Source organism: Pilimelia terevasa (assembly GCF_014647915.1).
Lineage (GTDB): Bacteria > Actinomycetota > Actinomycetes > Mycobacteriales > Micromonosporaceae > Pilimelia > Pilimelia terevasa.
This window is the reverse complement of record NZ_BMQC01000011.1, coordinates 53,007-66,062: the sequence shown is the minus strand read 5'-3', so window position 1 is coordinate 66,062 and position 13,056 is coordinate 53,007. Positions and strand designations below refer to the sequence as shown.

The following is a 13,056-nucleotide window of genomic DNA, read 5'->3' as shown; positions in this document are numbered from 1 at the left end:
TCAGGTCGGTTTATCGGGCTGCCCTGCGCGGGCGGCGTTGACCTGCGCGGGTACACGCGCTGCGTCGGCGTCGAGGTAGCCGGCCGCCTGGAGCTGAAATAGCTCGGCGTACCGGCCGTCGGCGGCCATGAGCTGCTGGTGGGTGCCTTCCTCGACGAGGTGGCCCTCGTGGATGACGTAGATCCGGTCGGCGTGCCGGACATTCGCCAGCCGGTGAGTCACCAGTACCGTGATCCGCCGCTCGGCGTTGGCCCGCAGCGCCGTGAACAGCGCGTGCTCAGCTCGGGCGTCCAGCGCCGCGGACGGCTCGTCGCAGATCAGCAGCGGGGCGTCGCGATAGAAGGCGCGGGCGCAGGCGATGCGCTGCCACTGCCCGCCGGACAGGTCGACGCCACCGGCGAAGCCGCGCGAGAGCAAGGTGTCGTAGCCCGCCGGCAGGGCGGTGATCACCTCGTGCGCACCAGAGTCGACCGCCGCCCGTTCGACCGCCAGCTCGTCTGGGCCGTCTTGCGTGGGGCTGCCGATGGTGATGTTCGTGCGGGCGGTGAACGGCCACCGCACGTGCTCCTGCGGCACCAGGGCGACGTGCCGCCACACCGCCTCGCCGCCTCCGGTCAGGGGGGTGCCGTTCCATTCGATGGTGCCGTCGGTGGGCCGGTATAGGCCGGCGAGGAGTTTGGCGAGGGTGGTCTTGCCGGAGCCGTTCTCCCCGACCAGGGCGATGGTCTCCCCTCGCCGTGCGGTCACGGTCACCTTGTCCAGAGCCAGGCGGTCGCTGTCCGGGTACTGCAGGCTCACCTGCCGCGCATCGATCCTCGCCGGCGCGGCGACCGGACCCGGATGGGGAGGGCTGGTCAGGGCGGCGGCACGGGCGGCGAAGTCGAGGTAGTCGCCGAAGTACAGCGACTCCTCATAGATCTTGTTGATGTTCACCAGCGCCAACGCGGTGGATTGCCGTGCCGCCTGCAGGGCGAGGACGGCGGTGCCGGCGGCGGCCAGCGGGATAACGTCGTCAGCGAGCAGGAAGCCCAGGAGGACGTAGACGCCGGCGGTGGCGATGCCGGAGGCGATCCCACCGATCAGCCGGATGGTGGAGCGGACGTTGGCGGTGTCGACCTCGGCGCGGGTTTGTGCCTCCGCGACGGTGGCGTACTCGCCGAGCAGGTAGTCCCGCGCGGTGAACGCCCGGACCTCCGCGCCGGCGGTGCGGGTGGCCATCACCTCGGCGAGCAGCCACATCCGGCGGCGCCGGTTGGTGAGCAGCCGGTCGACCAGGTAGCCCAACCGGCCGACGCGGATCGCGGTCCACGCCCCGGGCACGCTCGCGGCGGCGAGGGCGGCGAACAGCAGCGGGTGGATCAGCAGCAGCGCCACCGCCGTACCGACCAGCCCGGCCGCGCCGGCGGTCAGGTCGATGCTGGCGCGCACCAGGTACTGCGCGGAGATGCTGGAGCGTTGCCGGGAGCGGAACGTCTCGTCGGCGAAGTCCGGGTCGTCGTACGCCGCCACGTCCACCAGCGTCGTCGCCGTGTACAGGCGGCGCTCGACCGCATCCACGACACGTGGCTCGAGCCGCGACTGCGCCCACCCGGCCGCGATACCCAGCCCCGAGCGCAGAGCGACGGTGCAGGCCACCGCCGCCAGCGCGGGAACCGCGGCCCGGACCCGCTCCGGTGTCGGCCCGGCGGCGAACAGCTGCTGCAGCACGCTCTGCGTGGCCAGCAGCCCGAACGCGGTCGCTACCCCGGTGAGGAGGTTGAGCAGCAGCGCGGCGGCGGTGTCGATCCGGCTCGCCACCCACGCGATGCCCAGTGCCTGCCGGATGGTGCCGGGCAGGCGGCGGGCGACCGCGGCGAAGCTGGTACCGGCCAGGGTGTCGGTGTGCTTCAGCCACCCCGACTCACTCATATGGGGGATGCCCGCCGGGTCGGCGGGCACCTTCGGCGTCAGCTTCAACCAGCCCACGAAACGCCCCCCGACCGCTCGACGATGGGAAGCCAGCCGCGGGCTAACGCCCGGGGCCGGCGGCCGGGACGCTACCCGCCGCCTACGACAAGACCACCCACCGTGATCACGAGTGGTTCCACGGGAGGGGAGTGGCCGTGGCGATGCGGTCGAGGGTTACAGCACCGCGATACTGGCCGGCGCGCGCTCAGAGCGGGTCAGCGCCCGGAGCACCGCGGTCGGGCCGTGCTCGTGTACGGCAAGCTGGGTCAGCACGGTGAACACCGGCGCGAGCGCCTCCTCCGGCAGGTCCGGCGCCTGCTGCCCGACGCTCACCGCCAGGTCGTCGAGGTGTACCGCGATCTCCACCAGCCGCGTGACGAGGAAGTCGTCCAGGGTCAGCGTCCAGGGGCCCCGGGGGTGGAACACCAGCCGGTCGGCCGGCTCGGCGGGCAGCCGGTCGCGCAGCTCGGCTAGCTGTTCGCGGCACCGCTTGACCAGCCCGGCCGCGCCGCCGTCGGCCGCGGCCTCGCCTTCGTCGCGCAAGGCGGTGTTCGGGGCGTTGTCGATGTCCCCGCCCCGCCACGCCGCCCGGGTGTAGTGCTCCAGCAGCGAGATCGGGGCCTCGCCGGTCAGCGGCGCTTCGACCGTGATCAGCACCCGCTCGATCGCGCTGCCGAGGTGCGCCGCGACGCCCCCGACGGTCATCTTCGGCAGCCGACTCGGCGCCTTCCACGCGGCCTCGACGGCCGGGTGGTCGAGGAAGTCGGTGAGTACGGCCGCGGCGGCGAGGTACGCCTCTCGAATCACCCTCACAGGTTAGGCGCCCGGCCCGGTGCGGCGGCGAGCTGCCGCCCGCAGCGCACGCTGCTGCCAAACACCTAGAACCGCGCGGATTCGGTGTGCCCCGTCCGGCGCCGGCTAGCCATAGCGTCCTCGCAGACTCTCCGGCAAGTCTGGAGATCTTTGGAAGACTTTGGAATTCGTGATACGGTCTCCGCCATGCCCAACGCCATGGACGAGCTCGAGATGCGGATCTCGCAGCTCCGCGGTCGCCTCCGCCAAGCACTTGCCGCTGGCGAGCGTGCCGCTGTCCCTCGTCTGCGCGCGGAGCTACGGGCGGCGGAGCTGAGTTGGGATTCGGCGCTGCTGGAGTCCGACGACTCGATGCTGTCCCCACCGGAGACGTTGCCGGCGGCCATGTCGTTGTTCCCCGTCCGCGAGCAGGTACATCAGGTTCTTACGGTGCTGGGGGTTGCGGCGGCGCCTCGGTTGATCGTCGCGACGCACGAGGTGTTGTACGCGGGCGGACTTATTGCGACCAAGCTCGCAAGTCTTCGGCGCGACGAGGAGCGATCGTTTCGCGCAGCGCCGTACGCACGCCCGTATTACATCTGTGCTGCCCTAACGGCGGATCAGCTCGTGGGCGTGCGTGGCCTCCTAGCGATATCCACGTGGCCGTTAGACCGTCGCATCATGGGTCCATTGTCCCCCAGGGTCGACTTCCTTACCGCCGCGATCCGCCTGGTTCGCCACCTGCAGGGCGCTGGGGAGCTTGGGTCGCAGTCGATTCGGCTCCTGTGGCCGTTCATCAACAACATTCCAGGCGCTGGCAGTTCCACTCAGGAGTTCGACCCGTCAAGGCTCGTTGCCGCTGCGAAGGCAGAGCTGAAGATTCACGAGGAGTTCGACCGCCAGCAACGCGAGGCAGCTGCGGACCGTGCGCGACGTCTCCCCGATGCGGAACAACTGTTCGGGGGCGCACAACTCAAAGCAGTTCGGTCCGTCACGAACACTTAGCTTCCACTTCCCCCTATCCGACGGCCCGGTTCCCGCGAAGATCCGGACCCGTCCTTCAAAGGTTGAGATGGCTGTCGTCGACGAACGTTTGAACGCTCTACGTGGTGCGGCACCGCGAAAGCCGCACAACGCCCGCACACTCGCCGCACTCGCGGCGAATCCCGGTTGCCGCCGACGCACCCTGCTTGATGCCGCAGGTATCGACAAAGGGCAGATTGCACAAGGACTGGGCATCCGCATCTCCATCGGCCAAATGTCAAGCATCGCTATTGCTCGGGGGAGAGGCTTCGAAGCGAAGGTGAAGGCGGACGGATGTGCTGAGCTACTGCGCCTGTTGCGGGAACACATCCGGCTGCCAGTCGCCGAGGTCCACTATCACGACCTCAACCCGACTGACACCGACGACCGGATCACTTCGCGACTGCGCCGATCCCAGCGCGCCCTACAGGCGGCGGTGGAGTCCGATGAGCCGACCGGGACGTTGTTCGACCACCCGATCCTGCAGCTGACTGTGAACGGGGTGCAGGTCCGCATCGAACCGGATCTGATCGCGTTCAAGCTCGGCAATCAATTCTTCGTCGTGGAGATCAAGTCCTTCGCCATATTGGACGGCGCCGCGGACTCCGGCAAGGTGGCGGCTGCCGCCCAGCAATCCGCTGTGTACGTGCTCGCTATGCGGGAGATGTTGCAGACGGCCGGGCTGGACCCTGACATGGTGTCTGACCACGTCGTGCTCGTGTGCCCGAAGGACTTCAGCAATCAGCCGGTGGCGGAACTGCTCGATGTCCGCAAGCAGTTGGCGACGCTGAAGCGCCAGCTGAACCGGATGGAAAGCGTGGAAAGCATACTGCGACTGCTGCCGCCGGACCTTACGTTCGACTTGCGGTTGGACGACGCCGGCCAGCCGACGCGTGACCCCCAGGAACTGGCGACGGCGATCTTTCAGGTCACCGCCCGGTACTCGCCGGAGTGCCTGGGCGCCTGCGAGCTGGGTGGGGTATGCCGGTCGGAGGCACGCGGCACGGTCGCGGTGCTGGGCCGGGTGGTACGCGAGGACCTCGGCGGCGTCGACTCGATCAAGGAGGCAGTCGAACTGGCCACTGGCCTGAGGGAGCCAGATGCCGGCCAGCGGCAGGCGGCTGAGCTGCTACGCAGGGCGTACGACATGCGCGAGGCGGCTCTCGGGGCTGCCCGATGAGCGCGCTGACTTCCTTGGCCAAGGCGTTGGCGGTGTACTCGATGGCCCCGCAGCGACTGACGGTGTTCCGGCACCTGTACATATCGTCGACGCCGATCGTGATCGTGCCGCTCACGTTGGCTGGCGAGACCAACGCGCCGCTCGCGGCGATGGTCGGTAGCGACCGTGCCCGGCCGAACCTGATTGTGACCCGCCAGCCCCGTGAACGGGCGGAGCGCTTGAACTTCGCCGGCCGGCTCGCCAGCGAGCTGCTGTTCCCCATCGAGACAGCCGCGCAGCGGACGCAGGCCACCAGTTCGGGGCCGAATGCGCGGGTCAGGGTCGTCGACGCCCCGCAGATCTGGGTTCCAAACCCGGCAGGAGTCGAGTTCGTCCGCACGCTGGGTCGGATGACGAGGCTACGTCAGACCGAAGGACCGTGGGCTGTGCCGAAGAAGGTGCGCGAACTCGGCATCTGGCTGACCTGGTTCGCCGAGCAGGCCGAGTTCGCTGACACCGGCGCGCTGATCGCTGCGACCCGGGCAGTGGCCGCCGTGTGGGCGACCGGGCAAAGCGATCTCGAAGACGGCAACCTTGCCGCCCAGATAGCCTGGCTCGACCCGCCCGAGGGGATGGACGTCGCCTCGGCCGTCAGCCGAGCGGAGGATCCGCAGCTGTGTCCACCGGCCGGTCCGGCTACCGATCCGACGTTCGACCGGCTCTTCTTGGAACCCGCATTGCGGGACTTGGCGACCGCGCGTACCCCGGCGGCGCACAGAGCTGTTCACCAGCGCTTGACCGCCATGCTGGAGGAGCAGATGCGCCCAACCTGGGAGCTGGTGTGGACCGCGATCGGCCTTCTGGCCGATGTGCCCGAGGCGCCTCGGGTGCCGAAACGCTGGGAACAGCAACGTGACCGGTTCACCTCGTTCCACCGGTACGTCGCCGATGGCGGCCGACCGCAGGCCAAGCGCGACAACGCCGGCCGCAGCGCCCATCGACTCGCCGAGCTGGAACAGCGAAAGGCTGCCTTCGAAGCACAGCGCGCCTACGACGACCCGCTGGTCATAGCGGACCATCGCCTCACTGGTGAGGCATTCTCCGGGCAGGTCGTCAAGGTTGACGCGACTCGCCGGGTGCCCGGGCTACGTCGCAGTGTGCTGCGTCCACTAGTTCTGGTGGCGACTGGTGACCACATCCACTTCGACGTGGGGCAGCACGTATACGACCCGGCTCGCAACGGCCAGCAGGCGGTCATCGAGTCGGTCGCCGAGACCGAAGACGGCTGGCGTGTCGCACTTGAACTACAGAACCGGATGGGCAGCGGCCAAACCGCAAAGCCTGGCTCCGTTCCCGCGCTCGGCGAGGACGTCACCTACACGAGCGTGACGGAGACGTTCGTGCGGCGCCGGCCGTGGCCGGCACGGGAGGAAACCCCATGGACGCATGGGGGCCCGGCGCCTGACTCAGCCCCTGCTGTTGAGGACGCTGCGGAGGACTGGTCATGATCGCGCCGCAAGACCGTGCGGAGATCAAGATGGCAGAGATCCTCGACGCGTTCACTAGCGGCGGTCACCGCGGTGTCGTTGTCGACTCGCCACCCGGCGCCGGCAAGTCCACGCTGGTGGGGCGCGTTGCGGCTGAGATCGCCATGGGCGGCGACACGGTCGTGGTCGTCGCGCAAACCAACGCGCAGGTGGACGACCTCGTCGCCAAGATCGCTACTCGGCTCCCTGGCCTGATCATCGGACGGCTGTCCCGCGACGGATACCTGCCGTCGCCCATGCTGCTCCTGCCCAACATTCAAGTCGCATCCCGCGTCGATGACCTGCCAGATTGCCGAGTCGTGGTCGGCACCGCCGCCAAGTGGGCGCAGGTGCAGAGCGTCCGCACCTGGCCGTGGGCCATCGTCGACGAGGCATACCAGATGCGCTCGGACATGCTTCTGCTGATCGTGCCGCTGTTCAAGCGGATGCTGTTCGTCGGCGACCCCGGACAGCTCGATCCGTTCTCCCCCATCGACGGGGAACGGTGGGCCGGTCTGCCCTGGGACCCCATGCAGAGCGCAGTTGCCGTGCTGCTGCGCAACAACCCGGAAATCGTTCCGCACGAACTTCCAGTGACCTGGCGGCTGCCAGCTAGCGCCGCACGCCTCATCAAGACGGCCTTCTACCCGTATTCCGAGTTCGTCCCCGGCACGCGCGACGACGAACGCGCGATGCACGTGCCAACTGTCGGGATCCGACGCGCCGCAGTCGATGAAGTGATCGACCTCGCTGCAGGCACCGGATGGGGTTTCCTCGAGCTACCGCATCGCAACACGTTGCGCACCGACACTGAGACGGTGACCGCCACTGCGGACGTAGCTGTTCGGCTCCTGCAACGCGGTACCGAGACGGTCTGCGAGCAAGCCCCTGGCGGCCGGCGGCTCACCGCCGCGCGGATCGCCGTTGGCGCAGCGCACCGCGACCAGGTCGCCGCCATCACCCGAGCATTGCAGAACCGTGGCGAAATTGCGGACGGGATCCGGGTAGACACCGCAAATCGGCTGCAAGGCGCAGAGTTCGACATCACCGTGATCCTGCATCCACTGTCCGGTCGGATCGACGCGACACCATTCCACCTCACCCCCGGCCGTCTATGCGTGCTGACCTCCCGCCACCGTCAAGCCTGCATCGTGGTCGGGCGCCGCGGCATCCCCGAGCTCCTGGACGCCCACCCCGACACCGAACCCGTGCACCTGAAGGACTTCATCAAGTTCCCCGACGGGTGGGAGGCCAACCAGGCCGTTCTCGCCCACCTGTCCAACCACCGCGTCCGCGTACACCACTAACTGCCCTCGAATTCCTCAGGCTGCGCCGCGACGTAGCCGGATGAAAGGCGCCATCGCCATGCTCTTTCTGCACACCTCCGACTGGCATGCCGGCCGGACGACCTACAACGAGCCCCGGATGCCCGACCTCGTCGACGCCATGTCGGAGATCATTGAGATCGCCAAGCAACGCCGACCTGACGGCATCCTGCACTCCGGGGACCTGATCGACCACTCCAGGGTCAGCCACAACGACATCGAACGCGTCGTCGGCTGGCTCGCCGAACTGGCAGCGATCGCCCCGACGATCGTGGTCGCGGGCAACCACGACAACGTCGCGCTGCACCGCTACCTCGACAAGCTCGGCCGGCTGCACCAGCTGCATTTCGTCAGTCACCCGCTCGGCGCGAACGGCGACTATCTGATCGTGCCGGGGCGCGACGGAACCCGAGCCAGGGTCGGGGTTCTACCGTTCATCTATCCCCAGCGCCTGACCACCATCCCCGACGCCCAGCCGTGGTCGAGCACCTACCGTGAACAGCTCGCAGACCTCCAGGCCCGGATCGCCGCTGGGCTCGCGGACCGGTTGGACCCGCGGTCCGAGGTCACCCTATTCACCGCGCACATGCACGTCACCGGCGCCGGACTCGCGGGTAGCGAGCGGGCCCGGCACACCACCGACGAGTTCGCCGTAGACCCCGACGCCATCCCCGCCGTCGACTACGCGGCCTTCGGACACATCCATCAGCCGCAACAGCTGCCCGGCCGGGTCGTCGGACGCTACGCGGGATCGCCGATCCCGCTGGACTTCGGCGAAGCCGGGCAACGCAAGAGCGTGACCCTCGTGACCGTCGAGCCCGGCAAAGCGGCCGTATGCGAGGAGGTCCCGCTGCGCGGAGGCCGAGAACTGATCAAGTTCGACGGCACCTGGGACGAGCTACAGCAACAGGCTGGCGCCATCGGTGACGCACTGTGCCTCGTCACGGTGCACACGCCGGCTTATGAACCCGCCCTTGCGCAACGCGTCCACACCCTGCTCGCAAAGGCCCGAGTGTTGGACGTCCAACAACGCGTCGACGGCGCCCAGCCCCGCAACGACGTCGTGGAACCTGGGCAGACACAGGTGCAGCGCAGCCTGCTCGAGTCATTCGAGCAGTACGTGAACGAGCACGGCGCAGGCACCGCGCCGATCGGCACGGTCACCGCCATGATGGCCGAGTTCCTTGCCGCGGAGCAGGACGAGCGCGACCCCTACTTCCCGGCCGAGGAACAGCTCCGCGTCCCGGCTGGTGGTGTCGCATGAAGCCGCTGCAGCTCACCTTCTCCGGATTCCGCTCCTACATCCGCCGGCAGCACATCGATTTCCGCGGTCACGACCTCGTCGGGATCATAGGCGACACCGGCGCCGGCAAGTCCACCATCTTGATGGCGATCAACTTCGCGCTCTTCGGCACCGCGACCTGGGAAACACAGTCTTCGAAGGTTTTGATCGCGGACGGCGGCGACGGCGCCCTGGCCGTGACAATGGACTTCGAGGCACGCGGACGCCCATGGCGGGTGACCCGGCAACTCTCGAGGAAACCAACCGGGACGGTCCACAAGCTGGAGTCGCTCGACGGAGACGAGGTCGTCCACGGCAAGCTCGTCACCCCTCGCATCGTTGACCTCGTCGGCATGGACAACAAGACGTTCCTCCGCTCGGTGCTCCTGCCCCAAGGGAAGTTTGAGCAACTGCTGCACGCCAGCGGCGGTGAACGCGCCAAGATACTCAAAGGTCTGCTCGGCCTCGACATCCTCGACACGGTCGTCGACCGCGCGCGCCAACAGCGCGACGCACTCACGCCTACCATCGTGGAGCTACGTACCCGCAAGACGGCACTCGGGGACCCTCGCGCGACCGCCAAAACTGCCGCCACGGAGGCGGAAACGATCACCGAGCAGCTCTCCCGCCTCAGAACAGCGCAGGGAGCCGTCGCCGGCCTCCTCGAGGAGGAGAAGCGAGCAGGCGAGCGGCACGCCGCTCTCACCAGCATGCGCGAGGCTCTGTCGAAAGCGGCCCAGACCGATGCGCCGCAGCAGCTGCGTACGCTAGCCGGCCTGGACCGGGAGATCACCGCCCAGGAGACCGAGCTCGCCGAGCGCGCCGAGCCGTTGCGTACCCGGCGGGAAGAACTTCTCACTGGGCTGGGTGACTTCAGGCCCGGTGGCTCGCAGGCCAACGCCCTCACGTCCGCGGTGGGGCAACTGTCCCAACTACACGAACGCATCATCAGCGCGGCGCAACGCACCGAACGCCACCGAACGGAGGAGCAGGCCCTCGAAAGGCTGCGAGTAGACGCCGCGGCGGCCGTTGCCGAAGACATGCGGCACGAGCCGCTCCTGGAACGGGCGGAAGCCGCCCTCTCCGACCGCACTGGCCCCGTCAACGGCCTCAAGAGCGGTCTAGCGACGCTTCGCACCGGCCTCGCCGACGCCCGCCGCCTCGCCGCGCAGCGTCAGGACTTGGCCGACACCAAGCACCGTTTCGACGTTGCAGCGGCGCGGGCTGCTGCAGAGCTGCGGAAGGCACAGGACAACGTCGCCGACGTCGAGCGCGAGGCCGCCGCCGCCGATGCGGCCCTGCAGGACCGGCGGCGTGCCAATGCCGCCGCCCACGCCGCCCACGGCTTGGCGCCCGGCGACGCATGTTCGGTGTGCCAACACCCTTTGCCTGACGGGTTCACCCCGCCCAACGCGCCGGATCTCAAGGCCGCCGAGCGTACCCTAGATGACGCTCACCGGAAGGCTAAGAAGGCCCGTGAGGCGGTCAATGAAGCGGTCGCCGCTCACAGTGACGCCCAAGTCCGCGCAGGCCGGGCAACACAAGACCTTACGGCGCATGACGCGCGCGCGCAGAAGGCGATCGACGCGCTCACCGCGCAACTCGGACCCTTCCCACTCGAGTCCGAGGATGACGCGATCCTCGCCGAACACCTGTCTGCACTGCAGCGGGCCACCGACGAGCAAGCTGCCCTCGCTGAGGCGGCCGTGACACTGCGCAAGAGCAAGATTGGCGCCGCCGCCAAGGCCGAAGCTCTCGGCAGGCAGGTCGACCGGGACGCCGCCGCGGTGGACCGCGAGAAAAATGAGCTCACGAGGGTCCAGGAGGGGATCGCCGCGCTCATCAAAGAGGTGCCGGAGCCATATCGGCCCGACGGGCCCACCCCGGACGCAGTGGTCGCGCAGCAAAGAGCCGCCGGCCGCGAGCAGGAAAAACTCGCCGAACATTGGAGGATGATCGAGGCACTCGACGGTGAACTCGAGAAAATCGACCTACAACGTCGAGAACTCGGCGTGCGCCGCACCGAACACGTCACCAAGCCTGCCACGGCCGCCAGCCAGGCCGTGCTGAAGCTCCGAACCGTGCAGGTTGCGATCGCGGCGGCGCTGGCACTGCCGGAAGCACCCGACATCGAGGTCACGGCCGATGTCAACGTCCACTGCGAATGGGCTGCCCAGGTCACCGATAGTGCGCTGACCGCAGCGACCTGCGCCGACGATCACCTCGCCCAGTTCGGAGAGGTTCGACGCCGGTGCGCGCAGCAGATGGGCGCGATCATCGCTGAGGCGCCGACCGGCGGTAAGCCGCTCGACGAGGCACTCACCGATGCGATCGGGCGCAAGGCCGTCGCCGACCGCACCTACAAGGAGGCGACCGCGAACACCGTCGAGTACGACGACGTCGTGGCCCGTCTCAAAATCGCGCAACCACACGTGGACGGGCTCGATGCACTGGTGAAACTCCTCGGTGACGGAAAGTTCGTGGCCGACGCCGTGCATGAGCGGCAGCAAACGCTGCTGGGAACCGCCACCGGACTCCTGCGCGGTATGTCCCTAGGGCGGTTCGCGTTCGGCACCGACTTCCAGGTGTGGGACGAGCACACCTGCCGCCTGCGTGACGTGAAAACACTTTCAGGAGGCGAGACGTTCCAAGCCAGCTTGGCTCTAGCCTTGGCACTCGTCGAACATGCCAGCAGCAGCGGGGGCCGGGCTGAGGCGCTGTTTCTAGACGAGGGCTTCGGCACACTCGACCAGACGGCGCTGGCCGAGGCGCTCGATGCCCTGTCCACCCAGGCAAGCGCCGGACGGCTAGTGGTCGTTATCAGCCATATGTTGGCCGTCGCCCAGCATGTAACCTCCCTGATCCGGGTCACCAAATCACCCGTCGGCAGCAGCCTTAGGTGGGCGACTGAGGCCGAGCTGGTCGCCCTCGCCGACGCCGCAGATGCCGAAGGGCTGCACCTGTGATGGAAGGCGTGCTGCGTGGCCGATGACCGCCGGTAATCAACGCCCCGGCGGGGATGGAGGACTCGCCGGGGCGCCGCAGAGGTCGAACTCGCTCGGGTCGATGTTGGCCAGTTGGCGGCGGCCCGTGGCTTCCTGAGGGATGCGCTGGCCTGCCGCGATGATCACGCCAATGGGTGCCCGCAGGTCCGGCGGGAACCAGTTGAGAATGGCGTGGTCGGCGGCGATGATCCTGGCGCGCGTCTTGGGCTTGACCGGTACGCCTACGTCGAGTAGCAGGCGGTACAGGTTCGACGCCGGGGTCAGCGGACCCAGCCCGAGGGCTTGGGCGTGATGGTTGCCGTCGGCGGCGATCTCGATACCGCGCAAGTCGAGGTCCCCGTAGTAGGACAGGGGGCGTGACCAGTCTGCCGGCATGGAGGCAAGGATTTGTGGGAGCTGGCTGCCTCCGGTCCAGATGACGGTGCCGACCGAGCCGCTGGCAGGCAGCCAGCAGGCCAGACTGTGGGCGGTGGTGTGGTTCTCGACTAGAAGTGCGGCGGAGCCGTCGCCGATGTGCCATTGGACCAGGGGCAGGGGGATGCGCTCGCAATGCAGGTCCGCCAAGGTAAGGCGGTTCGCGGCGAACAGTCGTCCCCGGCTGAGGGCGTCGAGGGCCTTCTCCTCGTGCAGCAACTCCCAGGAGCGCTCCCGCATCGGGACAATCTCGGGCGGCCGGTGCCCCGCGAGGTAACGGTTCGCCGCGTGGAGCAGGGCGAGTTCGTTGTCGGTGGGGCGTTCATTGGCGACGAACGCCGCGGCCCAGGATAGTCGTGCGTGCCAGGTGGTCGTGACCGCCACGGGGAGGGCTGTTGGAGCCCGTTGCGCGGTGAGGCGTTGCACCCAGTTGGGTAGTGGTGGCTGGAGGGTGAAGTCCCAGGCAGCCCGGGTTGTTGCTGCTGGCGTTCGGATGAGGCCGACGGTGGCGAGTTCGTCGAGCGCGCCAGCGAGTCTTCGGCGTGCGTCCGGGTCGCCGGCGAGCGAGAGGTCCGCGGCATGG

The 13,056-nt window shown here is 68.3% G+C and carries 9 protein-coding genes; 6 read left to right on the top strand and 3 right to left on the bottom strand.

Annotated features, from left to right (window positions below; all coding sequences use genetic code 11):
* Window positions 1-1,956 carry an ABC transporter ATP-binding protein gene (locus IEY75_RS15450; RefSeq protein ID WP_229789744.1) on the bottom strand — a complete coding sequence of 652 codons (1,956 nt, stop codon included), beginning with the start codon at window positions 1,954-1,956 and terminating at the stop codon, window positions 1-3.
* 165 nt (window positions 1,957-2,121) lie between these two features.
* Window positions 2,122-2,754, bottom strand: a complete 633-nt coding sequence (locus tag IEY75_RS15445; protein WP_189115061.1) for a maleylpyruvate isomerase N-terminal domain-containing protein — start codon at window positions 2,752-2,754, stop codon at window positions 2,122-2,124.
* A 192-nt stretch (window positions 2,755-2,946) separates the two neighbouring features.
* Here IEY75_RS15445 and IEY75_RS15440 point away from each other — a divergent pair, with 192 nt between their 5' ends.
* The 6 genes from IEY75_RS15440 (at window position 2,947) to IEY75_RS15415 (ending at window position 12,020) form a co-directional block, all read left to right on the top strand.
* The gene (locus IEY75_RS15440) at window positions 2,947-3,744 is read left to right on the top strand and encodes a hypothetical protein (RefSeq protein WP_189115060.1); all 798 of its coding nucleotides are present in this window, start codon (window positions 2,947-2,949) and stop codon (window positions 3,742-3,744) included.
* 67 nt (window positions 3,745-3,811) lie between these two features.
* Complete coding sequence (locus tag IEY75_RS15435; protein WP_189115059.1) at window positions 3,812-4,942, top strand: hypothetical protein; 1,131 nt, start codon at window positions 3,812-3,814, stop codon at window positions 4,940-4,942.
* Window positions 4,939-6,429: a hypothetical protein gene (locus IEY75_RS15430; protein WP_189115058.1), complete on the top strand. Its 1,491-nt coding sequence runs from the start codon at window positions 4,939-4,941 to the stop codon at window positions 6,427-6,429. Before IEY75_RS15435 ends, IEY75_RS15430 begins: the two co-directional genes overlap by 4 nt.
* Window positions 6,426-7,754: an AAA family ATPase gene (locus IEY75_RS15425; protein ID WP_189115057.1), complete on the top strand. Its 1,329-nt coding sequence runs from the start codon at window positions 6,426-6,428 to the stop codon at window positions 7,752-7,754. Before IEY75_RS15430 ends, IEY75_RS15425 begins: the two co-directional genes overlap by 4 nt.
* 40 nt (window positions 7,755-7,794) lie before the next feature.
* Window positions 7,795-9,036 carry a metallophosphoesterase family protein gene (locus IEY75_RS15420; protein ID WP_189115056.1) on the top strand — a complete coding sequence of 414 codons (1,242 nt, stop codon included), beginning with the start codon at window positions 7,795-7,797 and terminating at the stop codon, window positions 9,034-9,036.
* Window positions 9,033-12,020, top strand: coding sequence for an AAA family ATPase (locus tag IEY75_RS15415; protein WP_189115055.1), 2,988 nt, complete (start codon window positions 9,033-9,035; stop codon window positions 12,018-12,020). Before IEY75_RS15420 ends, IEY75_RS15415 begins: the two co-directional genes overlap by 4 nt.
* A 36-nt stretch (window positions 12,021-12,056) precedes the next feature.
* Here the strand turns inward: IEY75_RS15415 and IEY75_RS15410 are convergent, their stop codons facing one another.
* Window positions 12,057-12,857 carry a Wadjet anti-phage system protein JetD domain-containing protein gene (locus tag IEY75_RS15410; protein ID WP_189115054.1) on the bottom strand — a complete coding sequence of 267 codons (801 nt, stop codon included), beginning with the start codon at window positions 12,855-12,857 and terminating at the stop codon, window positions 12,057-12,059.
* Window positions 12,858-13,056 lie beyond the last annotated feature (199 nt).